This is a genomic window from Jeongeupia naejangsanensis (genome assembly GCF_016865585.1).
Lineage (GTDB): Bacteria > Pseudomonadota > Gammaproteobacteria > Burkholderiales > Chitinibacteraceae > Jeongeupia > Jeongeupia naejangsanensis.
Map to the genome: position 1 here is coordinate 156,256 of NZ_JAESND010000009.1, position 24,989 is coordinate 181,244.

Sequence of the window (24,989 nt, forward strand, 5' to 3'; positions counted from 1 at the left end):
ATAATGATTCAGAAATGCGACAGGCCGTTGAAACAAAGCGCAGTCGAATTCGTCGCCAATGTCAATTTCATTCATAATTGGTCATGTTTTTGTAAGTAAATATGTAAACATAGACAGAAAAATGAAAAAACAATTCTCTGCACTCTCTCTCGCTTTTTTCGGCGTGGCCATGGCTGCGCAAGCCGTCGAACGTGAAGGCGTATATCTCGATCTCAATGAAACCATCCAGACCCGGGATAGCGAGACGTACAACACGCAATTCGGCGTCGGCTACAAGGTCGTCGACGACAACGGCATTTTCGACATCCGCGGGAGCGGCCTGTACCGGAAGGGGTATGGCGACAACAGTGACGGCTACGACAACGGCAATGCTTTTGCGCTGGAAGGCCTGTACAAATCGCCGTTGCTGGCGAACACGGTGCGCGTGCTGGCCGGTGCCAGGTGGCAGATCGGCAAGGACGAATATACGGGCCGCAGCTTTGACGGTACCCGTCAGGACAGCAGCTATTCGGGCGACATCCGTTCCAGCGGCTACACGCTGTTTGGCGGCGCGCAGTTCGATCTGAACCCGTCGCTGCGCCTGCAGGCGCTGCTCAGCTGGGGCATGAGCAAGGCAACCTACGACAAGGCCCTGATCGCCGGTTCGGATGCGAACTTCGTGTTCAACGATGACCCGGAAGGCGACGTCAAGACGACCGGCCTGTCGTTCCGGGTCGAATACGACGTCACGACCAACTGGACGGTGACCGCCGCTGCGGGTTTCTATCGCACGAGCTTCGACAATATCGACGGCGACCTGACGCCGGCGGCAGCCGCGTGGGCATTCGGCGATCCGGGCGCGACCCGCGTCTGGATGGAAGGCGGCGAAGACATCAATTACAGCGAATACTCGATCGGCGCGCGTTACCAGTTCTGATCAGTTCTGATCGCTGTACGGCAGAAACAGAAAAACCGGCATTGCCGGTTTTTCTGTTTCTGCATCAGGCAAGAGGCGGATTGCCGCCCAGTCCCCGGCGCAGTATTAACGGCCCGTCGCGGCCCGGAAGCGCCCGGTGTTCTCCACGCCGCCGGCGTACTTCTCGAGCTTGCTGCCGACATTGCGGTCGATGTAGTCGAGTCGAGCCTGCGGGCTCGGGTGGGTGCTGAACATCAGCTGCACGCTGCTGTCGGACGGATTGATTTCGCCCAGCGTCTGCAGCACCGACACCAGCGCGTACGGGTTGTAGCCGGCGCGGGCGGCCAGCACCATGCCGGTGACGTCGGCCTCGAACTCGTCGTCCTTGTCGAGGCCGCGCACGTAGACCTCGGACACGCCCGACAGCACGTTGGCGCCGAGCTGGCGGCGCGCGTCGTCGGTCTTGTACTGGGCGACGCCCTGCAAGGCATTGGCGACGGCCTCGCGGCCCTTGCCCGACTGCGCGGCGCGGGTCACGTGGTGACGCAGCACGTGGGTGATCTCGTGGCCGAGCACGCCGGCGAGTTCGGACTCGTTGCGCAGCCGGTCCATCAGCCCGCGCGTGATCAGCACCACGCCGCCCGGCGTGGCGAAACTGTTGACGTTGGGGCTGTCGATGACGCCGAAACGCCAGTCGAGGTTCGGCGCCTCGCTCTGGCTGGCAACCCAGCGGCCGACCTGGTTCACGTAGCTCTGCAGCCCGGCGTTGTTCACCAGCGGTGCCGCGCCGAGCAGGTTGGCGGCCATGCCGTCGCCGAGGGTTTTTTCTTCCTTCGGGCCGATCGTGCGGTTGGCGTCGATGGTGTTCTGCACCGCGCCGACGACCGAGTTGACGAGGTCCGGGTTCTCCATCGCCTTGCCGAGGAAGTCGGACAGGCTGGACGCCTGCGCGGGCTGCACCAGCGGCAGCGCGAGCGCCAGTGCGGCGAGTGTGGTTCGGATGTGCATCACGGGCCCCTCCGGCGGTTTTGCGGATCGTTGCCGCTGGTGCTGTCGGACGTCGTCGCACGCGACACCACATAAGGCACGCTGCGTGCCTTCAGGCCGTTGGCGGCGGCGCTGTTCGCAGCGCTCTGGCGCGTTGCATCGTAGCCGTCGAGCTTTTTCAGCTCGTTGTAGTTGGGCCTGGCGTTGCGGATCTGTTCGCTCGACAGCCCCTTCACGCCGGTGGTCACCGTGGTGCCGGACGAACCGGTTGTCAGCACGCTGCCGATCTGGCCGATACCGCCGCCGTTGCCTCTACCGCTGCCGGTGCGCACGTTCAGCAGTTTGACCCAGCCGCTCTGGCTGCCGGCTTTCACCTGCATCCATGCGCCCTGGCGCGCAACGATGTCGACGCGCGCGCCGCTGCCGAGCTTGCCGGCGCTGGCGGCGTCGGTAAACGGCTTCTGTTTCAGGTCGCTGGCGCGAACCAGCGTGCCGCTCTCGGCCCAGGCGAAGCTCGCCAGACCCAGCAGCACGATTGCCAGAAACGATTTCATCGCTTCTCCTCAATGAGTCGGGGTTCGTACAAACGCGTGCCCTCGGCACGTCCCTTGACGTGGTGTTCGCCGCGATCGTCGAAATGATAGCGGTCGCCGCAGGCATCCCGTGTGGCCTGGGACACCAGTACGCGTGCGACTCCCTTGGTTTGACCCTCGATCCGGCTGGCCAGGTTCACCGTATCGCCGATCGCCGTGTAATCGAGCCGATCATCGGCACCGATGAAGCCGACGACGGCACGGCCGGTGTGGACGCCGATGCCGATGTCGAAATCGATGCCGTCCAGCGCCAGTTCGGCCCGGAACGCTTCGAGTTCGCGCCCCATGTCGAGCGCGGCGGCCACGGCGTGGCGGGCGTGATCGGCGTCGTCGACCGGTGCGCCCCAGAAGGCCATGATCGCGTCGCCGATGAATTTATCAAGCGTACCGCCGTGACGGAAGACAACGGCAACCTGCCGTGAAAAATAACGGTTCAGTAAAGCAACCACCTCTTCGGGCTGTCGCGTTTCGGACAGCGAGGTAAAGCCGCGGATGTCGGAAAACAGTACCGTCACTTCGCGGGCGGCCGGTGCGCTGTCGATCGCGCCGCCGGCGACCAACTGGCCGACGACACGCGGATCGAGGAAGCGGCCGAACAGCCGCACGGTGGCTTCGCGGCGGGCGCGCTCCTTCACGTAGGCGACCAGCGCGGCCAGCGCGTAATAGACCCAGCCCCATACCAGCGGCATCGCCAGCGGCAGGAACCACAGCCGGCCCTGCGCCAGCCACATCGCTCCTGCACCGATCACGGAGATGGCGGCCATCGAGACGCCCAGCCACAGGCTGTTGATGCCAAGCTGGAAGCCCACTGCAAGCAGGGCGGCGATGGTGATGGCCAGCGCGGCGAACCACGGTCTCGGTGCGTCGCGCAGCCAGTTGCCGTGTTCGAGGTTGTCGATCGCGGTGGCGAGGATCTCGATACCGGGCCAGGTCTTGGACAGCGGCGTCGGCCGCAGGTCCATCAGTCCCGGCGCGGCGGTGCCGATCAGCACGATCTTGCCGGTGAATTCGTTCTTTGGCCGCTGCGGCGTTTCGCGGCCGGCGTCGAGGTAGATGTCTGCGTAGCTCACCGTCGCATGGCGCGGCGTCCAGTTCAGCCGCATCCGCGTGCGGTCGGGATGCGGCCAGCCGAAGTCGCGTGCCAGCGTTGCCGGCATCGCCGGAATGCGCCAGCCGTCCCGTGTTGCATACAGTAGATAGTGGCGGCCGATGCCGTCGCGGTCATGGTCGAAGTTGATCAGCCCGCCGTGCCAGCTCGCCGGCGCAAGCACCAGCGGCAGCAGCAGCGGCGCCCGGGCGTCGGGCTGAGCCTGCGGCGTGCGGATCAGCCCGAGCGATGCCGGCAGGTCGGCCAGCTTCGCGCCCTGGCCGTCGCCGAGCAGCACCGTCGGCATGTAGACGCCCGGCGTCGCGGCAATCGTGTCGCGCAGCAATGCGTCACTGTCGGCACGGAAGGTGTCGGCCTCGTTGAACAGCAGATCGAAGACGATGGCTTTGGGCTGCTGCGCCGCGATGGCCGAGACCAGCTCGGCGTGGATCGCACGCGGCCACGGCCAGCTGCCGGCCTCGTCGTTGAGCTGCTCGAGGCTGGTCTGGTCGATGTTGACGATGACGATGTCGGGCGACGGCGCGCGCGCGTGTACCGTGGCCCGCGTCAGCACGTCGCCGGCCTGCGCATCGACGCGCTCGAACAGCCGCCAGCGGTAGTCGGCGCCGACGAGCAGCGCGACGACGGCCAGCAGGACGAGGTAGGCGTAGCGGTTGAGTGGTTTCATGGGCGTGACCGGATGACACGCTCACAGCATGGCGGCAGCGGGCGGGTGGCGACAAGGAAAACCTGTCCCGCCCGTTACCGGTCAGGTCGACAGGGCCGCCCCGATCAGCGCGCCCGATTGTGTGAACAGACTGGCGGCTGCGGGCGTCAGCCCGAGCATGTGGATGCAGCCGTGCACCATGCCGCCGAGCCGTTCGTCATGCGCCGGGACCGCCACGTCCCGCAGCCGCCTTGCATAGGCTTCGCCTTCGTCGCGCAGCGGATCGTACTCGCACACCAGGATGGTGGCCGGTGGCAGTCGCTCGAGTGTCGCGGCCCGCATCGGGGCAGCGCAGGCCGGCCGGCCGTCGCCGGTGTCGGTGTCGGGCAGATAGGTGTCCCAGCAGAACGCCATGACGTCCCGGGTCAGGTAGTAGCCATCGGCGTAGGTGGCGTACGAGTCCGTCGTCAAGGTGTCGTCCAGCGCCGGGTAGAGCAGCAGCTGGTGCGCAATCGCCGGGCCGTTGCGGTCGCGCGCCAGCAGGCACGCGGCGGCGGCGAGGTTGCCGCCGGCACTGTCCCCGCCCACGGCGATCCGGGCCGGATCGATGCCCAGCTGCGATGCGTGCGCGAACGCCCAGAGCACGGCGCTGTAGAAGTCTTCGAGCGGCACCGGGTAGGGGTGCTCGGGCGCGAGCCGGTAATCGACCGACAGCACGACGCACCGGCTGGCATTGGCCAGCGCGCGGCACGGGTTGTCGTAGAGCTCCAGCGAGCACAGGCACCAACCGCCGCCGTGGGCGAACACGATGGCGGGTTGCGGCGCCGCCGCGCGGGGCGTGTCTGCCGGCCAGTACGCCCGGACCCGGAGCGGATGCCCGTCGCCGGTCGTCACCGTGAAGGTTTCGACCCTGGCGACCGGCTGTACGGGGCCGTGCAGCATCGGCAGGTTCAGCTCGGTGGCACGGCGGATGTCGTCGAGTGAGGCATCGGCGGCCGCGGCAGGCTGGGCGGCGAGGAAGGCGGCGATGTGCGGATCGAGCGGCATGCTCAGGCCCTCCCTTCGAGGAAGGGCAGGAGGTGGGCGATGAAGGCCTCGGGTGCCTCTTCCATGATGAAGTGGCCGCAGTCCGGCACGACCACGCCCCGCAGGTCGGTGGCGTTGTCGCGCATCGTCACCAATGGCGCATCGTTGGTGGCGTGCTCGGCACCGATGGCCAGCACCGGCATCGCCAGCTTGCGCTTCGCGCGTTCGCGGTTCTGCCGGATCGTTTCGGGAATCGCCCGGTAATAGGCAAAGCCGCCTCGCAGGCCGCCGGGCGCCGCGTAGGCGGCGACGTAGACATCGACGGCCACGCTGTCGCGACGGTGGGACCAGCGGTCGAACATGAAGTCGAGGTAGGCCTTCTCGCGGCCGGCGATCAGCGTCTCGGGCAGGTCGGCCAGCTGGTTGAACATGAAGTGCCACAGGAAGATGTTCTGCTCCGGCGGCGCGAAGATGTCCGGTGCCGGAGCCAGCCCCGGGATCACCGCTTCGGTGATCGCCAGCCGACGGACCGCATCCGGCTGGTCGTTGGCGAGCGCATAGGCGACCCACATGCCGACATCGTGGCCGACGACGTCGTACCGGTCGTGGCCCAGTTGCGCCATCACGCTGTGGAGTCTGGCCGCCGCGGTGCCGGTGTCGTAACCGTCCAGCGGGCGGTCCGAATGGCCGGTGCCGGGCGGGTCGACGGCAATCGCCATGAAGCCCTTGTCGGCCAGCGCCCGCATCACGTGGCGCCATGCAAACCAGGTCTGCGGCCAGCCCGGGATCAGCAGCACCGGTTCGCCGCTGCCGGCGGTGACGCAATGGATGCGCTGACCGTCGGTGCGGACATAGCGGTGCGTGTAGTTGTCGTGATCGGGACGTTCGATGGATGGATTCATGATGTTCTCCGGAAGCTGGAAGCAGGGGGTTCAGGCGATGCCGAGCATGGCGTTGATCTGCGAGCGGTCGACCGCCGCGCCGGCGAAGTCGTCGAAGATCTTCGTGGTCACGTTGATGATGTGGCGGTTGATGAACTCGACGCCTTCGCGTGCACCGTCTTCCTGATCCTTCAGGCAGCACTCCCATTCCAGCGCGGCCCAGCCGGCGTAGTCGTTCTGGGCGAGCTTGGAGAAGATCGCCTTGAAGTCGACCTGGCCGTCGCCGAGCGAGCGGAAGCGGCCGGCGCGCTCGATCCACGAGGTGTAGCCGCCGTAGATGCCTTGCCGGCCGGTCGGGTTGAACTCGGCATCCTTGACGTGAAACATCCGGATCCGCTCCTTGTAGATGTCCAGGTAGTCGAGGTAATTCAGCTGCTGCAGTACGAAGTGGCTCGGGTCGAACAGGATGTTGCAGCGTGCGTGTTCGCCGACCAGTTCGTAGAAGCGCTCGAACGACGCGCCGTCGTGCAGGTCTTCGCTCGGATGGATCTCGTAGCAGAGGTTGACGCCCTGTTCGTCGCAGGCGTCGAGGATCGGCAGCCAGCGCCTGGCGAGCTCGTCGAAGGCCGCCTCGATCAGGCCATCCGGGCGCTGCGGAAACGGAAACAGGTAGGGCCAGGCGAACGAGCCGGAGAAGGTGCCCATCTCGGTCAGACCGAGCCGGCGCGACGCCCTGGCGGCCTGTTCGAGTTTCTCCAGCGCCCACGCGGTGCGTGCCTGCGGATTGCCGCGCAGCGCCGCCGGGGCGAAGTTGTCGCACATGCTGTCGTAGGCCGGGTGCACTGCAACCAGCTGGCCGAAGATGTGCGTGGTCAGTTCGCTGATGACGAGGCCGTGCTCGGCGAGTCCGCCCTTGATGTCGTCGCAATAAGTCTGGCTCTCCGCTGCGAGGCCGACATCGAACAGCCGCTCGTCCCACGCCGGGATCTGCAGTGCCTTGAAGCCGGTGCCCGCCGCCCATTTCGAAATGGCCGGCAGGCTGTTGAACGGGGTGGTGGCATCGCTGAATTGCGCGAGGTGAAGGCTCGGGCCCTTGATGGTTTGCATGCTTCGATTCCAATTGTTTGTCGAACGACAAAGAATAGGGATGAAGGTGGCTTGCGTCAACAGTCGGGTGCGATAGAATCCGCCGGAAGATAGCGAAAGGTGGGCAGACTATGGCCGGACGGCCGAGGGAGTTCGATCGGGACCAGGCGCTGGAAAAGGCGATGCTCGCCTTCTGGGCCCGGGGTTACGAAGGCACGTCGATGGCGAATCTGGTCGATGCGCTCGGTATCGCATCGGCGCGCATCTATGCCGCTTTCGGCAGCAAGGAGGCGCTGTTCCGCGAGGCGGTGGCCTTGTACGAGTCGGGGCAGGGCGGCTTCGCCGAACGCGCGATGCAGCAGGAGGGCACGGTCAGGGCGGCGATCGAGCGCGTGTTTCTCGACGCGATCGACACCTACACGCAACCCGATCACCCGCAAGGGTGTCTGGTGGTGTCCGCTGCCGCGAGCGGTGCGCTGGAAAGCGATCAGGTCATCGCATGGCTGGCATCACACCGGCGCCAGCGTACGCAATCGATCATCGACCTGCTGGCTGCCGCACGGCTGCGCGGCGAGTTGAAGCCGGAGACCGACGTGGCCGCGCTGGGCGACTTCTATGCCGCACTGCTGCACGGTGTGTCCGTTCAGGCGCGCGACGGCATCGGCGCTGAACGCCTGCGGGCCATGCTGGTGCCGGCCATGACGACGCTGGATGCAGCGCTGGCGACCAGTGATCCCGGCCGCGGGTAGCGCTTCAGCTTCGAAAGGGTAAGGCGCCAGCGCTTTACGCGCCGCCGTCCGATGCCGGCGCGAGCCGCTGTGTCAGCGTCTGTCGTACATGCGGCCAGTCCAGATCGGTGACGGCGAACAGCACGCTGTCGCGGACATGGCCGGTCCAGGTGATGCGATCCCGCCGCAGCACGCCTTCGCGTACCGCGCCCAGCCTGGTGATGGCGGCCTGGCTGCGCAGATTGCGCGCATCGGTCAGCAGTTCGACCCGGCGCACACCGGCGGCAAAGGCGTGTTCGAGCATCAGCTGCTTGGCTTCGGTGTTGACCAGTGTCGATCGCACCGACGGGTGCAGGAAGGTCCCGCCGATTTCGACGCCCTGCTGTGCGGGCTTCAGGTTGAGAAAGCTGCTGGTGCCGACGATGCGGCCACCGGCCAGATCGCGGATGGCGTAGGCGATCCACTGGCCGGCGTCGACCTGCGCCATGATCGTCGTCCACCATGATTCGAAGTGTTTCCCCTGACCGGACATGGCAAAGAGGTTCCATCCGTCGGGGTCGCAGTCGAGCGCGGTGCGAACGTCGTCCTTCAACGCATCGGCATACGGTTCGAGCCGGACGATGCTGCCGTTCAACGTCTGCGGGGCAAGCCTGAAATGGGCTGGCGTCATCGTTTCGCCTGTGTGGAAATGTGGGGCAAAAAAAAAGGGCCGTGAAGGCCCTTTTCCTGCATGACGCAATGCGCCGTTTACTCGTCTTCGTCCATCAGTGCGGTGGTGTACACCTCCTGCACATCGTCGAGGCTTTCGAGCGCGTCGATCAGCTTCTGCATCCTGGCGATGTCTTCGCCGCTCAGCTCGGTTTCCGACTGCGGCTTCATCGTCACTTCGCCCATTTCGGCCTTGAAGCCGCCGGCTTCGAGCGTTTCCTTGATGCCGACGAATTCGTATGGCGGGGTGATGACTTCGATCGAGCCGTCTTCGTTGGTGACGACGTCTTCGGCACCGGCTTCGAGCGCGGCTTCCATCAGCGCGTCTTCGTCGGTGCCCGGCGCGAACACGAGGTAGCCACAGTGCTTGAACTGGAACGAAACGCAGCCGTCGGTACCCATGTTGCCGCCGTACTTGCTGAAGGCATGGCGCACGTCGGCGACGGTGCGGGTGCGGTTGTCGGTCAGGCAGTCGACCATCACCGCAGCACCGCCGATGCCGTAGCCTTCGTAGCGGGTTTCAAGGTAGTCGACGCCGTCGAGCGTGCCCGAACCGCGCTTGATGGCGTTCTCGATGTTGTCCTTGGGCATCGATTCGCCCTTGGCCTTGTCGATCGCCAGACGCAGGCGCGGGTTCATGGCCGGATCGGCACCGCCCATCTTGGCGGCGACGGTGATTTCCTTGATCAGCCGGGTAAAGACCTGACCGCGCTTGGCGTCCTGACGACCCTTGCGGTGTTGAATGTTCGCCCATTTGCTGTGGCCGGCCATGCTCGAATTCCTGCGTAACGGTTTGAATGGGCGCGATTTTATCACAGCGCATTTCGCGGCTGCACGGCCGCTGCCGCGGTATTGACTTACAGCAGATGGACCGCAGTGCCCAGGCCGTAGACGAGCACGGTGCAGCCGATCGTCACGAGTGCCGCGCGGGGGCCGGCAAGCAGGCCGATCCACAGGGTGCTGGCGAGCACCGAGGTGACCAGTCCCCACGGCGCCGGCAGCAGGGCGAGCAGGGCGGTGGCGGGCAGGGCGCCGGCAATCCAGGCGAGCACGCGCAGACCGGCGCGCTGACGGCGCGGTGGGGCCGTCGGCCGTAGCGCCGGGCAGGCGTCGATCAGGGCTGGCCAGCCGGTATCAGGCGAAGCGTGCAAATCCGCCACCAGCGCCAGTGCCCGGGCTGGTACACAGCCGCTGGCCAGCAGCAGGCCGGTCAGGCCGGTGCATTCCTCCGGGCCGGGCGACGTGTCGTCGCTGGCGGGGGTGTCTTTCGGCGTTCGCCATGCGGCGTACAAGGCGCCGAACAGCAGCAGCAACCAGGCGGCGAAGGTCTGGGTCGCCGGCAGCAAACCGAATCCCGCCAGCAGCGCCGAAATGACCGCGACATACAGCGCAGCCGCGGTGCTGCTGTCGCGTGCGCCTTGCCAGACCGGTGCTTGCGCGGCGCCGTACAGGGCAATGCCCGGCAGCCCGCAGCGTTCGAGCCAGGGCCATGACCACATGGGGCCGACGCGCGCGGCGAGGTCGACGATGCGACGCGGTGGTGCGGATGATGCCGGCAGGCGCGCGGCGATTTCCAGCCAGTACCATTGTCGTGGTGTGCCGGCCTCGCCATCGGAGAGCCGGTAGGCCAGTGCGGCCGCGTCGCCGGCGCGCAGCTGTGGCGTGAACGAGTCAATCAGCATGTGGTGATATTAAAGCCTGACAGAGGGAAATCCTACGACGCGACCGCGAACAAAGTATCCGACAATGGCCCATATGAGGCACGAGCGCTGACGCACGCATGGCCGCCCGGGGAGGCGGCCCAACGGGAGCTGCAATTGCAGGGCATCAAAAGCAAAATTCTCGCCAAACCGCTGGAGCTGGGACTGGTTCTGTTTCTGGTGCTCGGCGGCGCATGGCTGATCATTGCCGAGAAGTGGAGCGAGACCATCGTCGTTGACAACGTGGCCACCGAGCTCCGGCGTCTTGAAGTGCAGAAAAAAGGCGAGCTGGCGCAAACGATTTTCCGTCTCAACCGCCGGGTTGCTTTGTTGAAGGCCGTCCCGCTGATCGTGGCGCAATCGCTGGATGTGCGTCGCGCGCTGATCGATCCGGATCCGCACGGCAGCAGCGCGGTTTACCGCATGCTCAGCACGCTGGCGGACACCCTGCCGGTCGGCAAGATCATGATCTTCGACCGGACCGGGACGCTCGTGATGTCGAGTGATCCGGCCGAGGTCGGCAGACTGTCCGAGTCGACAGTGCAGGCGGGTCGGTTCTTCAATCGCGCGATGGGCGGATACAGTGACGCCTTTTACGGTGTCGATGCGATTTCCGGCAAACCCGGTTTCTATTTTTCGGTGCCGATCCAGTTCGGCGACATGGTGCTCGGCGCCGTCGTCGTCAAACTGGATCTGGACACGGTGACCAGCGAAATCCTCAATCGGAATCTGATGCTGATCGACCAGAACGGCGTGATCGTCGCATCGAGCGACGCGGCGTTCCAGCTGATGGCGCATCCGGGGGCGAAGGTCGAGCGACTGCCGGAAAAGGAACGCTACCGCCTGTATCGGCGCAATGTACTCAAACCGCTTGTGATGCACCCGAGCAATGCGCCGATGCCTGACAGTGTCGTGATGCTGCCCGATGATCCGGTGCCCTATCTGCACATCGACAGCCGGCAGGAGGTCGCGGGCGACATGGCGGTGCACATGCTGCTGCCGCTGGATTCACTGACACATCTGCACGAAAGGCAGCGCGTGCTGTTCTGGCCCATGCTCAGCGCCGGCTTCCTGGCACTGGCGCTGGCACTGATGCTGCTGATCTATCTGGTCCGGACCCGCCTGCTGCGCCAGCAGTTGACCGTCGCCAACCTCGAATTGCGCCGCCAGGCCGAAAGCGACCCGCTGACCGGTCTGGCCAACCGGCGCAAGTTCGATGTCGTCCTCGAGGCGGAACTGGCACGTGCGCATCGCTATGCACATTCGGCCTGTCTGGCGATCATCGACATCGACTTCTTCAAGCGGGTCAACGACGTTCACGGTCATCCGGCCGGTGATGCCGCGCTGGTCTACCTCGCCGACATTCTTGCGCTGGCGGTACGCAATACCGACATGTTCGCGCGTCTCGGGGGCGAGGAGTTCGGACTGGTCCTGCCGGAAACCGACGAGGAGGGCGCGGCGCAGCTGCTCGAACGCCTGCGCGCCGCCATCGAAGCCGGTGACCTGGTCTACGAGGGCGTCCGGATTCCGCTGACGATCAGCATCGGCTTCGCCAGCGTCGGTGGCGATGGCGACGACGCCGAACAGATGATGCGCCGGGCCGACGAGGCGCTGTATGCAGCCAAACAGGGCGGGCGCAATCGCGTATGCGCCGCGCCGCCATGCTGACACGACTGAAACGCCGCATCGAGGCCCGGCCGGTCGGGTTCGGCTGTGCGCTGTTCGTTCTGCTGGCGCTGGGCTGGCTGCCGCTGGCCTGGTATCTGGCACGCAGCGTGGTGAGCGAAGAGGCCGAAAGCTACGTCGCGCTGGTGAAGGCAAGACGGGAGTCGGAACTCAGCCGCGTCTCCGACAACCTGCGCGGCCGTTTCGACTACCTGAAGGCCGCGCCGGAAATCATTGCCAATACCGGCGAGATCCGTCTTGCCCTGCAGAAGCCGGACAGCCGCAATCTCGACACCGGCAACCGCTATCTGCACATGTATGTCACGCGCTCGCTGGCCGATACGCTCTGGGTGCTCGATCGCAGCGGCAAGGTCGTGATGGGGAGCGACGCCGGCTTGTCCGGCAGCCTGATCGGTAGTCATCTGCCGCAGCGGCAATACTTCGTCGACGCCATCGGCGGTCAGCCCGGCATGCAGTTCAGTTACGGCACCCGGACCGGCGTGCCGGGGTTTTTCTTTTCCGCACCCATCATGGTGGATGGTCTGCTGCTGGGCGTGGTGGTGCTCAAGGTCAGGGTCAGCACGCTGGACAAGGCCATCGACGACAACGACCTGATGATTTCGGATGCGCTGGGCGTCAGCGTGCTCGCGCGGCATCAGGCCCTGCGCATGCGCGCGCTGCCTGGCGCCCCGGCGTTGTCATTGTCGGTCGAGATGCTTCAACAACTGTATCACCGCAGTGCGGTGCCGGCGCTGGCGCTGGTCCCGACGCAGCGCCCGCTGCCGCAGGGCCTGTTTTTCCTTGATGGCGGAACCACGCCATACATGTTCCTGACGCATTCCGACCCGCATTTGAACGGTTGGCGCGTCCACATGCTGGTGCCGATCCGCTCGCTCGAAGTCCTGCCGGCGCAACACCGCTTCTACTTCGGGCTGATCGGCGGCTGCGGGCTGTTGATCGGCGCCTTCGGTCTGCTCGTGGCGCTTTACCTGCTGCGCACCCGTGCGCTGAGCCGCCAGCTGGCACTGGCAAACCGCGAGCTACGGCAGCAGGCCGAAACCGACTTTCTGACCGGCTGTGCGAACCGGCGCAAGTTCGACCGCTACTTCGCCAGCGAGCTGGCGCGCAGCCTGCGCTATGGCAGCCCGCTGACGCTGGCCCTGATCGACATCGACCATTTCAAGCGCATCAACGACGTTCACGGCCATCCGGTCGGTGACGCCGTGCTCGTCCAGCTCGTGGGCCTGATCCAGCAGGGCATCCGCGAAACCGACCAGCTCGGCCGGCTGGGTGGCGAGGAATTCGGCCTGTTGCTGCCGCAAACGGCCATTGACAGCGTACAGCCCTTGCTCGAACGCCTGCGCAGGCAGGTCGAGCAGCAGGGCCTGCCGGTTGCTGGTGGGACGGTCGTGGTCACGATCAGCATCGGCTACGCCTCGGTGAGGCACGAGGATGACGTCGGCCGCTTGCGGGCCCGGGCCGATGCCGCGCTTTACGCTGCCAAGCAGGGCGGCCGCAACCGCATTTGCCGCGAAGACGAGTGATATATTGCCCCTGATGAAATCCGAGCATCCCCGACGTCCGTTCGCGCTGGCGGTGGTCATCCTGACCCTGCTGATCCTGGCCTGGCTGCCCGCGGCATGGTGGTTGAGCGGCTCGCTGACGCGTTCCGAGGCACAACGCAATGTCGACGACATCCGGGGCCGCCGGGTGGAAATGCTCAAGCTGCAGACCTCGGGCTTTGCCGATCGCTGGCGCTACCTGACCACCTCGCCGGAGATCATTGCCAACAGCCCGGCCGTGCTGCGTGCGCTGGCGATGCCGACCCACGAGCATGTCAACGAGGCCAACCATTATCTGGACATGCTGATCGAACGGACGATCGGCGACACGATCTGGGTCATCAGTACCGAAGGCCGGATCGTGCTGGCCAGTGATGCGGACAAGCCGACGACCCTGGTGGGCAGAACGCTGCATGATCAGCCCTTCTTCCGTGACGTGCTCAAGGGTCAAAGCGGACAGTTTTTTGGCCATGGCCTCTATACCGGCCAGCCGGGATTCTATTTCTCGGTGCCGATCCGGGTGGGCAGCGACATCGTCGGCGTCGCCGCCATCAAGGTGCGCATCGATACGCTTGACGCGCTGTTCGGCGATCCGTCGATCCTGATTTCCGACCAGATGGGCGTCGTGGTGATGAGCAAGGTGCGCGGCCTGCTCTGGCATACGCTGCCGGGGGCGCAGGCCATCAGCCCGTCGCTGCAGACCCTGCGCTACGGCAAGGCGTCACTGGAACCGATCGGCCTGACGCCGGCCAGCTCGCCGCTGCTGCCGGCCGGCCTTTTTCACAAGGCGGGCAGCGAGACGCCGTACCTGTTCCTGAGCCAGCGCGACGGCAGCACCGCCCGGCTGACCTTGCACATGCTGCTGCCCTTGCCAGAGCTGAACCGGCTGCCGGCGCAACAGCGGTTCTACTTCGCCCTGATCGGTGGCAGCGGTGCGCTGGCGCTGGCACTGGTGACGCTGCTGCTGACTTATCTGCGCCACATCAAGCGTCTGGGCAGGCAGCTTGCCGATGCCAACCACGAGCTGCAACGTCAGGCGGACAGCGACTTTCTCACCGGCTGTGCCAACCGGCGCAAGTTCGAGCGGATGCTCGAGGCCGAACTGGCGCGCAGCCATCGTTACGGCAATGCACTGGCCGTGGCGATCATCGACATCGATTTTTTCAAACGCATCAATGACAGCTACGGCCATCCGGTCGGCGACGCCGGGCTGATGCATCTGGTCAGGACCGTGAGCGCAGCGATCCGCGAAGGCGATCTGCTCGGGCGGATCGGTGGCGAGGAGTTCGCACTGATGCTGCCGCAAACGTCGGAGCAGGATGCCGACACCGTATTGCAGCGGCTCAGGGCGGTGTTCGAGGCCGGGGGCTTCACGGCCGGGGAGCAGCGGATCGGCTTTACCGTCAGCATCGGTTATGCGGCTGCCGCAGAGGCCGACGGGATCGAGTCCCTGTTGCAGCGGGCCGATGCCGCGCTGTACGCCGCCAAGCAGGGCGGCCGCAACCGCGTGTGTTTCGGTGCGGCGCCGGCAGCGGCCGCTCAGCCGAACGCGTAGTCCAGCAGCACGCCGGCGAAGAGCGCGGCGCCCATGCGGTTGGCGTTGAGGAAGGCGCGGAAACAGGCCTGCGGCTCGCGGTGACGGATGCGCGGAAACTGGTCGAACAGCACCAGCAAGGCAGCAGCGCCGACGCCGGCGACGTACCAGCGGCCACGACCGGCGTCGAGACCGACCACCAGCATGATCGCGAGGAAGGCGAAATAGCACGCCATGACGATGGCGACATCGAAGCGGCCGAAGGTGATCGCCGAGGTCTTGATGCCGATCTTCAGGTCGTCCGGACGGTCGCACATGGCGTAGGCGGTATCGTAGGCGACCGACCAGAAGATGTTGGCCAGCAAGAGCCACCATGCAGCAGCAGGCACCGCACCGGTGACCGCCGCATAGGCCATCGGGATGCCGAAGCCGAAGGCCACGCCCAGATACGCCTGCGGCACGGCAAGGAAGCGCTTGGTGTACGGGTAGCTGGCGGCGAGAAAGGCTGCCGGAATCGCCAGCAGCAGTGCGGGTCGGTTCAGCGGCAGCGCGATCAGCAACGCGGCCAGCGCAAGCGCCGCGGCATACCACAGCGCGGCCTTCGGGCCGATCTTGCCACTGGTCAGCGGGCGGGCCTTGGTGCGGGCGACGTGCTTGTCGAAATCGCGGTCGGCGTAGTCGTTGATCACGCAACCGGCCGAGCGCATCAGCACCGTGCCGGCGACGAAAATCGCCAGGATGGTCCAGTCCGGCAGGCCGCCGCTGGCGAACCACAGCGCCCAGAGCGTGGGCCACAGCAGCAGCATGATGCCGATCGGCTTGTCGAGGCGCGCCAGGCGCAGGTAGAGCGAGAAGGTGCTGTCGGGATTCGGATTCATGGTGCGGCATCGGCGGCCGGGGCGGCCGCGAAAAACGGTGGCAGGAAGACTTCGGTCACGAGCAGGCGGTCATGGCCGGCGAAGAACAGCGAACGGCGTGCCCACAGGCGTGCGGGCAAGGCGGCGACATGTTGCGCGGCCTTGCGCCACAAGGGATGGCGCGCATCGATCCGGCGCCATGCCAGTGGCGAGCGGCGGATGGTCGGCGTGGCAAACAGGAAGGAGCCGAGCGAGGCGTTGCCGAGCCGGCCGATCGGCCGGAAGCCGCTGCGCAACGCACGGTGCTGCAAGACGCTGTGGGCAAACACCAGCGGGGTGTCGTTGCTCATCAACAATACTTCCCGGGTCTCGACATGCTGGCTGCTGCGCGCCAGTGCGATCGCCCGGACTTCGTCGTCGTGAGGGACGGCCGGACCTTGCGCGCAGACACGGACCGAGAATGCGGGGTAGTGCGCGACCAGCCTTGCGGTCAGCGAACCGCGTTCGGTCAGCCAGGGCCGGAGTGCTGGCGGGGCGAGGCAGAGCGGCGTGTGCCAGGAAGCGGAACGGGGCATGCGCGCATTATGCCACGCCCCTCCGGCTGCGCTTCCGGCGCCGCGTCTGTACCGGTCGTTTCATTTCGGAGCTGTAACCGTGATGGTCCGACCGGTTCACCTATCATCGGATGATGACTTCAACCGCTTCACCCTGTCCGCCGCTCGATGGTGCCGCGTCCGGCGCGCGCGATACGCTGGCCATGGTCGTCGGCATCGTGCCGTTCGGCCTGATTTTCGGCACGCTTGCCAGTTCCGCAGGCCTGTCGCCATGGGCCGCGCTGGCGATGTCGGCGCTGGTGTATGCCGGGTCGGCGCAGTTCATCGCCATCACGCTGCTCGCCGCCGGTGTCGGCCTGCCGGTCATCATCGCGACGACGCTGGTCGTCAACCTGCGCCACCTGCTCTACAGCGCGACGATGCAGCCCTATGTGCGCGAGCTGTCCCGTCCCTGGCGCGCCTTCCTCGGCCATTTCCTGACCGACGAAGCGTTTGCCGTTCTTTACAACCGCTTCAGCAGTCCGCGCGGCGGTGTCGATCACCGGCGCTACTATCTTGGCGTGGCGCTGACCCTCTATGCGGCCTGGACCGGTTCGACCGCAATCGGCGTGCTGCTCGGCAATGTCGTCCCCGGCATCCAGCACTGGGGGCTGGAGTTCGCGATGGTGGCGAGCTTTGTCGGCATCGTCGTGCCGCAACTGAAGAACCGTGCGCAGATCGCCGCGGCACTGACCGCTGGCATCGTTGCGCTGCTGGCGCACGGGCTGCCTTACCAGCTTGGCCTGATGGTCGCGGCGCTGACCGCGGTCGCCGTCGGCATGATGCTCGAACGGACGATGGCCCCCGCGGAAGGTGAAACATGAATACGGTGCTGCTGCTCGCCGGCATGGCGAGCGTGACCTACGTACTGCGCGTCGGCTTCTGGTTTGGCGCCGGTGACAGCCTGCCGGTGTGGTTCAAGCGGGCGCTGCGCTACGTGCCGGTCGCGGTGCTGACGGCGATCATCGTCCCGGCGGTGCTGCTCAAGGACGGTGCGTTCGATCTCGATATCCACAATGCCCGGCTGGTCGGCGCACTGGCTACCGGACTGATCGTCTGGCGCTTCAATCACCTGCTGGCCGGGATTGGCGGCGGTTTGCTGGTGTTCGTACTGTGGCGCTGGCTGAGCCCGTTACTGACGGCGTGGATGTAATCAATTTGGTTAATTGCAACAACCAATTGGATTGATGTAGAAGTTTAACGAAAGACTTTAGACAGTATTTGCCGAATCTCGGTAGCATAGGGCTCGTCCAGCCCCTGTCGATCCAGATTCCGTGCTTTCAAGCGCTTCCACGCCGGCCGTTCTGCGCCATGTATCCATCAGCCCCGCCGGCCCGGGCCGGCTGCGGCCACGCGTGCCATGACGAGCGCGAGATCCCGCATTGCCGCATGGCTGCGGCTGCTGCGGCCGTTGCGATGGCCCGTCGTCGCAGCGGTTGTACTGGTCGTGCTGGCGATGCTGGCCAGCTGGAGCAGCAAGACCGAAACGGCGCGGGTGCGCGAACTGGGCCAGAACCGTCTCGACATCTACGCCAGCAGCCTGCGCAACGCGATCGAGCGCTACGATGCGTTGCCGATCGTGCTGTCGACCCATCCCGACATCATGGCACTGCTGCGCAACCCCGACGCGCCGGGCCTGCGTGACAAGATCAGCCGCTATCTGGCGCTGAGCAACGGCGATACGCGCTCGACGGTGCTCTACCTGCTCGATACCGACGGCATGACGCTCGCGGCCAGCAACTGGGATACACCGCAAAGCTATGTCGGCAAGAACTACGCCTTCCGGCCGTACTTCCTCCAGGCCAAGGAGGGCCGTGCCGGCCATTTCTACGGCATCGGATTCACCACCCACCAGCCCGGCTACTTCCTCTCGTATCCGGTCCGTGATGGCAACAAGGTTGTCGGTGTCGTAGTGGCCAAGATCAATCTCGATGCGGTCGAACGCGAATGGCCGCGTGGCGGCGGGCCGATTCTGGTGGCCGACAGCAATGGCATCGTCTTCCTGTCGAACGCGCCCGAGCTGAAATGGCGTGCGCTGGCACCGCTGCCGGCCGAAATGCTCCGCTACATCGCGGATACCCATCAGTACGGTGACCGCCGCGAGTTCGTGACGCTGGGCCTGTCGGACCGCGAGCTCCTCGATACCGGTGTCGAACGTGCCGAGCTGGATGCAGGCGGTACGTCGCGTTCGGTACTGGTACAGCGGATGGCGCTCGGTGGGCTGGGCTGGCATCTGGTGACGCTGAACGATCTGGCCCCGGTGCGCCAGGCGGTTCGCCATACCCTGATCGGCGCGCTGTTTGCGCTGCTGGCACTGGCGTCGCTACTGCTTTACTGGCGTCAGTACCGCCGGCGCATGCTCGACCGCTTGCAGGCCAGCTCGGCGCTACGGCACACGCAGACGGTACTCGAACGCGAGGTGGCGATGCGCGGCGGCGAACTGGCCGAAACGCAGTTGCGGCTGCAGCGTGAAACGGCCGAGCGGCAAAAGCTCGAGGCCCGTTTGCGCATCGCGCACGACAAGCTGCTGCATGCAGGCAAGCTCGCGGTGCTCGGCCAGATGACCGCGGCGCTGGTTCGCGAGCTGGGGCAGCCGCTGGCGGCCGTGCGCGTGCTGACGCATGCGCTGCGCGGCGCACCGGAACTGGCGGAAGGCACGCGAACGCATCTCGACGGCATTGGCGCGCACGCCACGCGGATTGCCGCGCTGACAACCCGGCTGGGTGCCTATGCGCGCCGGAGCGACGACCGCTTCGGCCCGGTGCTGCTGCGCGGCGTGATCGACAACGCGGTACTGCTGCTGGAAACGCAGTTCCGTCAGCAGCAGGTGCGGCTCGACCTCGACCAGTCCGATAGCCGCGTGCGCGTCTCGGGCAATCCGGCCCAGCTCGAGCAACTGCTCGTGAGCCTGTTGCGCAACGCGCTCGATGCGGTTCAGGTGTCGCCGCAGCCGGTCATTCGTGTGTCGGTCGAGCGCTCGGGGCCGAGAGTGCAGATTTCGATCAGCGACAACGGGCCGGGCATTGCCGAAGCGGAGCTGACGACCTTGTTTGATCCGTTTGCGGCGCCCGATGGCAACAGCGACCGGCTCGGGCTGGGGCTGGTGACCGCAAAGGCGATTGCCGGTGATTGCGGCGGGCGGCTCAGCGCGACCAATCAGCCGGAAGGTGGCGCGATGTTCGTGCTCGAACTGTCCGTCGTCGACTGGGAGCCCTAGCCGCCGTTGGCGCTTGTTGGCGCCGAACGGTCAGGACATGACCGGGGGCCGGGGCAATTCACGCTGGCGGGGTGCCTTGCCCCTGTGGCCGGCTAGGCAGGCATGGCGTGCGCGGTACAATTGCGTTCCTCCATTTTTGGCGACCGCCATGCCGTTCGATGCGCTCGATGCCGATCTTGACGCCCGCCGCGTCGCGAACCTGTACCGCCAACGCCGCGTGCTCGACAGCCCGCAAGGTGCCACCGTCGATGTGGACGGCCGCAGGCTCGTCAACTTCTGCAGCAACGACTATCTCGGTCTGGCCAGTCACCCCGATTTGATCGCCGCAGCGCAAGCAGGGGCGGCACGCTGGGGCGTCGGCAGCGGTGCGTCGCATCTCGTTTGCGGCCACAGTGCCGCGCACGAGGCCATGGAGCAGCGGCTTGCGGCTTTCGTCGGCAAGCCGGCGGCGCTGTCGTTCTCGACCGGCTACATGGCCAATCTCGCAGCGGTGACCGCGCTGGTCGGTCGTGGTGACGCGATTTTTGCCGACAAGCTCAACCACGCCTCGCTGAACGACGCCTGCCAGCTGTCCCACGCCGCGTTCAAGCGTTTTGCCCACAACGATCTCGCGCAACTCGAGCGCCTGCTGGCAACGACCGAGGCGGATCGCAGGCTGATCGTCGTCGATGCGGTGTTCAGCATGGACGGTGATTGCGCGCCGCTGGCCGAGATCGTCCGGCTGGCCGAGCAGTACGATGCCTGGGTCTACGTCGACGACGCCCATGGCTTTGGCGTGCTCGGCGACGGCCGTGGCAGTGCGATCGGCATCGACTCGCCGCGACTGATCTACATGGCGACGCTGGGCAAGGCCGCCGGCGTGGCCGGTGCCTTCATTGCAGCCGAAGCGGTCGTGATCGACTATCTGGTCAACATGGCGCGGCCCTACATCTACACCACCGCCGCGCCGCCGCCGCTGGCCGAAGCGGTGCTCGCCAGCGTCGGACTGATCGAGCGCGAACACTGGCGTCGCGAAGCACTGGCAATGCATATCAACAGCTTGCGTGCCGTGCTGGCGGGCGCCGGCCTGATGCCATCGGCGACACCGATCCAGCCCTTGCTGGTCGCCGACAGCGCCGTCGCATTGCGTTTGTCGCAATGCCTGGGCGATGCCGGATTGTGGGTCTCGGCAATCCGTCCGCCGACGGTGCCGACGCCCCGTTTGCGTATCTGTCTGTCGGCGACTCACGATGCCGGTGACGTCGAGCACTTGGGCCGGACACTGTTGACGCTCCTGCAGGAAACCCGTTGATGAATCTGCATTTCGAAACGCTCGGCCGCGGCGAGGACGTTGTCTGGCTGCACGGCTGGGCGATGAACGGCACCGTCTGGCGTGATGTGGCCGATGCGCTGGCCGACGACGGCTGCCACCATCTGGTCGACCTGCCCGGTCATGGCCGCAGTACGAGTGATGCGCCGCTGTCGCTCGAGGCGATGGTCGACGCGCTGGATGTGGCTTTTCCGCTGCCGGTGCATGTGGTCGGCTGGAGTCTGGGTGGCGCAGTGGCGGCGGCGTGGGCGATGCGTTCGCCCGACAAGCTGCGGTCGCTGACGCTGGTCGCGTCGAGCCCGTGTTTCATGCAGCGGCCGGACTGGCGCAGCGCAATGCCGGAAACGACGCTGGCCCAGTTCGCAGCCAGCCTCGGCGACGACTGGCGCGGTACGCTAAAGCGCTTCATCAGCCTGCAGGCGATGGGCGACGAATCGGCGCGCGCGGTGGCACGCAGACTGGGCAACGAACTGTTCGAGCATGGCGAACCCACGCTGAATGCACTGACCGAGGGGCTGGCCATTTTGCGCGACACCGATCTGCGCGAACGGATGGCATCACTGGCGTTACCTGTGTTGCTGCAATTTGGTGATCGCGACACGCTGACACCGCTGCCGGTCGGACACTGGCTGGCACAGACGCTGCCGCAGGCCGAGCTGGTCATTCACCACGGCGCGGCGCACGTGCCCTTCGTCTCGCATCGCGACGTCTTCATCTCGGCGCAGCGGCGGTTTCTCGGCGCGATTTAAAGCAGCGGCGCGATGAAGCCGTTGATCGGCGCCAATCCGGCGTAGTGGGCGAGCGAACCAAAGCGGTTCGTTTCCGCCCGAAGCGCAGGGACCGGAACGGACATGATGTCCACGAGGATCCCGAGCATCGAACGGAAATGAAATGCGCAGGTGCAGCCGCCCGATACGATGGATTCAGGCCCAGCCCGAGGAAAGCCATTGCGCCCAATCCAGCCGGTCGCGGTCGAGGGCCTGCTCGACAGCCTGCTCGTGGTCGTACGGAATGGCCCGATGGGCAATGAGCCAGCCGCGGTCGGTGGCTTCAATGCGTGCATAGCGGGCCAAGGGCGCGCCGGTCTGCATGGCATGGGGCGGGTCGCTGTCGCGGAATGCCGGCAGGCCGACGCTGCCCGGATTGACGATCATGCGACCATCCGGCAGCGTGAGGACGCGCGGAATGTGGCTGTGGCCGCAGACGAGGATTTCCGCGGCGATGTCGGCGGCATCGGCATTGATGTCGGCCAGTGCACGCAATCCGTCGTCGAGGTCTTCGAGCCAGTAGCGGGTATCGTCGCCGGGCTTGCCGTGGCAAACGTAAACCAGATTGTCGACGAGGATGCTGGCGGGCCGTTTCTGCAGCCAGCGCAGTCCGGCGTCGCCGAGTTCATCGACGACGAACCCGAGCGTCGCCGATGGCCTGCGCTCGAGAACATCGCGGTCCTGATTGCCGTTGATGCCGAGGACGCGCCGCGTTTCGGACTCCACCAGCAGCCGCTGCCACGTGCCACGCGGATCGAGCGGGCCGTACAGCGTATCGCCAAGATCGAGCAATGTCGCATCGGGCCAGTCGGCCAGATCGTCGAGCACGGCGTCGAGCGCGGCGAGGTTGCCGTGGATGTCCGAAAGCAGCGCGTAGCGCAAATTCACCGCTGGGCTTCCATCTTGGGCGCGCGTCCCATCAGCGTGCTGACGATCTCGGCCACATCGGCCTGATCGAACAACAGCCGACAGACCGCCGCAGTGATCGGCATGTCGACGCCGAGTGCCTGGGCCTGGCGGTTCACCTCGCGCGCGGTCGGTACGCCCTCGGCAACATGGCCGAGGCTGGCCAGCGCCTGCTCGAGCGTCAGCCCTTCGGCCAGCTTGAGCCCGACACGGCGGTTGCGCGAGAGGTCACCGGTCGCAGTCAGCAGCAGGTCACCGATGCCGGCAAGGCCCATGAAGGTTTCCGCGCGTGCGCCCAGGGCAGCGCCGAAGCGGCTCATCTCGGCCAGACCGCGCGTCAGCAGCGCGGCGCGTGCATTCAACCCGTAGCCGAGGCCGTCACAGACGCCGGCAGCGATCGCCAGCACGTTCTTCACCGCAGCACCGATCTCGACACCGATCAGGTCGTCGCTGGCGTAGAGCCGCAACACCGGCGTATTGAGTGTTTCTACGATGCGCTGCGCGAACGCGGCATCGGTCGCCGCGATCGTCACCGCGCCGGGCAACCCCTTGGCGATTTCCTGCGCGAAACTCGGTCCGGACAGCATGCCGCGCGGCACGGACGGATCCATCTCCTCGTCGGCGACTTCATGCGGGAACTTCATCGTTCCGGCTTCCAGCCCTTTGCAGGCCCACAGGACCGGTGCGGTCGAGCCAAGTTCGCGCAGCGCGCGCAGCGTGCTTCGCAGCCCGGACATCGGTGTGACGATCAGTACGCTGTCGGCATCGGCAACGGTATCTGCCAGCGAGGCGCTGACCGACAACGTCTTCGGAAACGGTGCATCGGCCAGATAGCGCGGATTGGCGTGCTCGCTGCGCATGGTGTCGACCTGGTCGGCATCGCGGCTCCAGAGCGTCACGTCGCATTGATCGGCAAAGCGGATCGCCAGAGCGGTTCCCCAAGCGCCGGCGCCGAGTACGGCGAGTTTCATCTAATCGTCCTCCAGTATTCCGATATAGCCGATCTGCGCGATCGGACTGCAAATGACAACGCGCCGTGGCAAGCCACGGCGCGTCTGGGCTCGACCCGCGGTCAAGCGGGCGAACGCACGATCAGTGCGTGGTTTCGGCGGCGCCGGTCTGCTGCTGCGCGGCCTGCTGGGCGCGCTGCTGCAGATAGATCGCTTCGAAGTTGATCGGTTGCAACAGCAGCGGCGGGAAGCCGGCGCGGGTGGTCAGGTCCGACACGGTTTCGCGCAGGTAAGGGAACAGGATGCTCGGTGCACCGATGCCCAGCAGCGGATCCATTTCATCGGCCGGAACGTGTTCGATCTGGAACAGGCCGGCTTGGGTCGTTTCGATCAGGAACACGGTGCGATCTTCCACCTTGGCCTGCGCGGTGACGGTGAGGCTGACTTCATAGAAGCCATTGTCGAAGCCGCGGGCTTCGTTGCGGAACTGGATATTGAATTCCGGCTGCAGCTGTTCGAGGAAGGCTTGCGGCGCATTCGGCGATTCAACCGAAACGTCCTTCACGTAAATCTTCTGGATCGCGAAAACCGGCTGGTTTTCCGCTGCTTGGTTTTCTTCGCTCATGATTCCTTCCTGGGTGTCACTGTGTGTGTTTGAGTGCTTCGGACAGCGCGAAATCATCGCACGATTCCAGCGCTGCTGCCACTTGGCGCAGCGTAGCGGTTATTCCGCTTCGAGCAGCGGCATCAAGCCGCCGGCACGATCAAGCGCAGCCAGATCGTCATAGCCCCCGACGTGGGTCTCGCCGATATAGATCTGCGGCACGGTGCGGCGGCCGGTTTTCTGCATCATGACCTCGCGCTGGCCCGGGTCGAGATCGATACGGATCTTTTCGATCGTCGCAACGCCGCGTGCAACGAGCAGGCGTTCGGCCATCACGCAGTACGGGCACACGCCGGTGCTGTACATCACTACTTTGGGCATGACTGAATTTCCAAGAGTCAGACAACTAGTTCTGTTAGATGGGGGCGACGCCGCTTGAGTGCAAGTGTGCAGCGTATCGATTGCGTCGCCGCCTGGTGCGTTTTACCGCATATGGATAATCGCGCGCGAGAAGGGCGGCCGTCAGGCCGCCCTGGGTGCTTTGGGGGCGGTGAAGCGGGATCTGCCGGTGTTTGACGGACCGGCAGCGGCGTTCGGGCCGGTTTGGCCTGTCTGGTTGGGGCAAAACTGACGGATTTCATGCGTATGGCATGAGTTTGTCAGCTTT

General features: G+C 65.7%; 25 protein-coding genes. 10 read left to right on the forward strand and 15 right to left on the reverse strand.

Annotation, left to right across the window (positions count from 1 at the left end):
* The first annotated feature begins 169 nt into the window (after positions 1–169).
* Positions 170–916: a hypothetical protein gene (locus tag JMJ54_RS16000; RefSeq protein WP_203539556.1), complete on the forward strand. Its 747-nt coding sequence runs from the start codon at positions 170–172 to the stop codon at positions 914–916.
* Between the two features lie 105 nt (positions 917–1,021).
* Here the strand turns inward: JMJ54_RS16000 and JMJ54_RS16005 are convergent, their stop codons facing one another.
* The 6 genes from JMJ54_RS16005 to JMJ54_RS16030 all read right to left on the reverse strand — a co-directional run bounded on the left by JMJ54_RS16005 (position 1,022) and on the right by JMJ54_RS16030 (position 7,243).
* Positions 1,022–1,903, reverse strand: coding sequence for a M48 family metalloprotease (locus tag JMJ54_RS16005; RefSeq protein ID WP_239000145.1), 882 nt, complete (start codon positions 1,901–1,903; stop codon positions 1,022–1,024).
* Complete coding sequence (locus JMJ54_RS16010) at positions 1,903–2,436, reverse strand: SH3 domain-containing protein (protein WP_203539558.1); 534 nt, start codon at positions 2,434–2,436, stop codon at positions 1,903–1,905. The genes JMJ54_RS16005 and JMJ54_RS16010 overlap by 1 nt, the downstream gene beginning before the upstream one ends.
* Positions 2,433–4,250 (reverse strand): adenylate/guanylate cyclase domain-containing protein, encoded by a 1,818-nt coding sequence (locus JMJ54_RS16015; protein ID WP_203539559.1) that lies wholly within the window; start codon positions 4,248–4,250, stop codon positions 2,433–2,435. Before JMJ54_RS16015 ends, JMJ54_RS16010 begins: the two co-directional genes overlap by 4 nt.
* 81 nt (positions 4,251–4,331) lie before the next feature.
* The gene (locus tag JMJ54_RS16020) at positions 4,332–5,276 is read right to left on the reverse strand and encodes an alpha/beta hydrolase (RefSeq protein WP_203539560.1); all 945 of its coding nucleotides are present in this window, start codon (positions 5,274–5,276) and stop codon (positions 4,332–4,334) included.
* Positions 5,277–5,278: 2 nt separating this feature from the next.
* On the reverse strand, positions 5,279–6,157 hold the full coding sequence (locus tag JMJ54_RS16025; protein WP_203539561.1) for an alpha/beta fold hydrolase: 879 nt from the start codon (positions 6,155–6,157) through the stop codon (positions 5,279–5,281).
* Between the two features lie 30 nt (positions 6,158–6,187).
* The gene (locus JMJ54_RS16030) at positions 6,188–7,243 is read right to left on the reverse strand and encodes a sugar phosphate isomerase/epimerase family protein (protein ID WP_203539562.1); all 1,056 of its coding nucleotides are present in this window, start codon (positions 7,241–7,243) and stop codon (positions 6,188–6,190) included.
* Positions 7,244–7,404: 161 nt separating this feature from the next.
* On the opposite strand from JMJ54_RS16030, the gene JMJ54_RS16035 reads away from it, so the two are divergent.
* Entirely contained in the window at positions 7,405–7,971 is a 567-nt protein-coding gene (locus JMJ54_RS16035; RefSeq protein ID WP_203539563.1) for a TetR/AcrR family transcriptional regulator, read from the forward strand.
* 34 nt (positions 7,972–8,005) lie between these two features.
* On the opposite strand, the gene JMJ54_RS16040 is transcribed toward JMJ54_RS16035, so the two are convergent.
* From JMJ54_RS16040 to JMJ54_RS16050, 3 genes are all read right to left on the reverse strand, one after another.
* A complete protein-coding gene (locus JMJ54_RS16040) occupies positions 8,006–8,620 on the reverse strand; it encodes a GNAT family N-acetyltransferase (RefSeq protein WP_203539564.1) in 615 nt (204 codons plus the stop codon).
* A gap of 77 nt (positions 8,621–8,697) precedes the next feature.
* Positions 8,698–9,429, reverse strand: coding sequence for a YebC/PmpR family DNA-binding transcriptional regulator (locus JMJ54_RS16045; protein ID WP_203539565.1), 732 nt, complete (start codon positions 9,427–9,429; stop codon positions 8,698–8,700).
* 86 nt (positions 9,430–9,515) lie between these two features.
* The gene (locus JMJ54_RS16050; protein ID WP_203539566.1) at positions 9,516–10,340 is read right to left on the reverse strand and encodes an FUSC family protein; all 825 of its coding nucleotides are present in this window, start codon (positions 10,338–10,340) and stop codon (positions 9,516–9,518) included.
* Positions 10,341–10,475: 135 nt separating this feature from the next.
* On the opposite strand from JMJ54_RS16050, the gene JMJ54_RS16055 reads away from it, so the two are divergent.
* The 3 genes from JMJ54_RS16055 to JMJ54_RS16065 are packed head-to-tail and all read left to right on the forward strand — an operon-like array spanning position 10,476 to position 15,140.
* Complete coding sequence (locus JMJ54_RS16055; protein ID WP_203539567.1) at positions 10,476–12,026, forward strand: sensor domain-containing diguanylate cyclase; 1,551 nt, start codon at positions 10,476–10,478, stop codon at positions 12,024–12,026.
* On the forward strand, positions 12,005–13,567 hold the full coding sequence (locus JMJ54_RS16060) for a sensor domain-containing diguanylate cyclase (protein WP_203539568.1): 1,563 nt from the start codon (positions 12,005–12,007) through the stop codon (positions 13,565–13,567). Before JMJ54_RS16055 ends, JMJ54_RS16060 begins: the two co-directional genes overlap by 22 nt.
* A 13-nt stretch (positions 13,568–13,580) precedes the next feature.
* Positions 13,581–15,140 carry a sensor domain-containing diguanylate cyclase gene (locus JMJ54_RS16065; RefSeq protein ID WP_239000146.1) on the forward strand — a complete coding sequence of 520 codons (1,560 nt, stop codon included), beginning with the start codon at positions 13,581–13,583 and terminating at the stop codon, positions 15,138–15,140.
* Here the strand turns inward: JMJ54_RS16065 and ubiA are convergent.
* Together ubiA and JMJ54_RS16075 are read right to left on the reverse strand one after the other, a co-directional pair.
* A complete protein-coding gene (gene ubiA / locus JMJ54_RS16070; protein ID WP_203539570.1) occupies positions 15,125–15,997 on the reverse strand; it encodes a 4-hydroxybenzoate octaprenyltransferase in 873 nt (290 codons plus the stop codon). The genes JMJ54_RS16065 and ubiA overlap by 16 nt on opposite strands.
* The gene (locus tag JMJ54_RS16075) at positions 15,994–16,551 is read right to left on the reverse strand and encodes a chorismate--pyruvate lyase family protein (protein ID WP_203539571.1); all 558 of its coding nucleotides are present in this window, start codon (positions 16,549–16,551) and stop codon (positions 15,994–15,996) included. Before JMJ54_RS16075 ends, ubiA begins: the two co-directional genes overlap by 4 nt.
* Positions 16,552–16,664: 113 nt before the next feature.
* Here JMJ54_RS16075 and JMJ54_RS16080 point away from each other — a divergent pair, with 113 nt between their 5' ends.
* From JMJ54_RS16080 to bioH, 5 genes are all read left to right on the forward strand, one after another.
* Positions 16,665–17,393: an AzlC family ABC transporter permease gene (locus JMJ54_RS16080; RefSeq protein ID WP_239000133.1), complete on the forward strand. Its 729-nt coding sequence runs from the start codon at positions 16,665–16,667 to the stop codon at positions 17,391–17,393.
* Complete coding sequence (locus tag JMJ54_RS16085; RefSeq protein ID WP_203539572.1) at positions 17,390–17,722, forward strand: AzlD domain-containing protein; 333 nt, start codon at positions 17,390–17,392, stop codon at positions 17,720–17,722. Before JMJ54_RS16080 ends, JMJ54_RS16085 begins: the two co-directional genes overlap by 4 nt.
* 207 nt (positions 17,723–17,929) lie before the next feature.
* Positions 17,930–19,786: a sensor histidine kinase gene (locus JMJ54_RS16090; RefSeq protein ID WP_203539573.1), complete on the forward strand. Its 1,857-nt coding sequence runs from the start codon at positions 17,930–17,932 to the stop codon at positions 19,784–19,786.
* Between the two features lie 148 nt (positions 19,787–19,934).
* On the forward strand, positions 19,935–21,077 hold the full coding sequence (gene bioF / locus JMJ54_RS16095; RefSeq protein WP_203539574.1) for an 8-amino-7-oxononanoate synthase: 1,143 nt from the start codon (positions 19,935–19,937) through the stop codon (positions 21,075–21,077).
* On the forward strand, positions 21,077–21,844 hold the full coding sequence (gene bioH / locus JMJ54_RS16100; protein WP_203539575.1) for a pimeloyl-ACP methyl ester esterase BioH: 768 nt from the start codon (positions 21,077–21,079) through the stop codon (positions 21,842–21,844). The genes bioF and bioH overlap by 1 nt, the downstream gene beginning before the upstream one ends.
* 174 nt (positions 21,845–22,018) lie before the next feature.
* Here bioH and JMJ54_RS16105 read toward each other — a convergent pair whose 3' ends face one another.
* The 4 genes from JMJ54_RS16105 to grxC all read right to left on the reverse strand — a co-directional run bounded on the left by JMJ54_RS16105 (position 22,019) and on the right by grxC (position 24,703).
* Entirely contained in the window at positions 22,019–22,750 is a 732-nt protein-coding gene (locus JMJ54_RS16105) for a metallophosphoesterase family protein (RefSeq protein WP_203539576.1), read from the reverse strand.
* The gene (locus JMJ54_RS16110) at positions 22,747–23,739 is read right to left on the reverse strand and encodes an NAD(P)H-dependent glycerol-3-phosphate dehydrogenase (protein ID WP_203539577.1); all 993 of its coding nucleotides are present in this window, start codon (positions 23,737–23,739) and stop codon (positions 22,747–22,749) included. Before JMJ54_RS16110 ends, JMJ54_RS16105 begins: the two co-directional genes overlap by 4 nt.
* 121 nt (positions 23,740–23,860) lie before the next feature.
* Positions 23,861–24,343 carry a protein-export chaperone SecB gene (gene secB, locus JMJ54_RS16115; protein WP_203539578.1) on the reverse strand — a complete coding sequence of 161 codons (483 nt, stop codon included), beginning with the start codon at positions 24,341–24,343 and terminating at the stop codon, positions 23,861–23,863.
* A gap of 99 nt (positions 24,344–24,442) precedes the next feature.
* On the reverse strand, positions 24,443–24,703 hold the full coding sequence (gene grxC / locus JMJ54_RS16120) for a glutaredoxin 3 (RefSeq protein ID WP_203539579.1): 261 nt from the start codon (positions 24,701–24,703) through the stop codon (positions 24,443–24,445).
* Between the last annotated feature and the right edge of the window lie 286 nt (positions 24,704–24,989).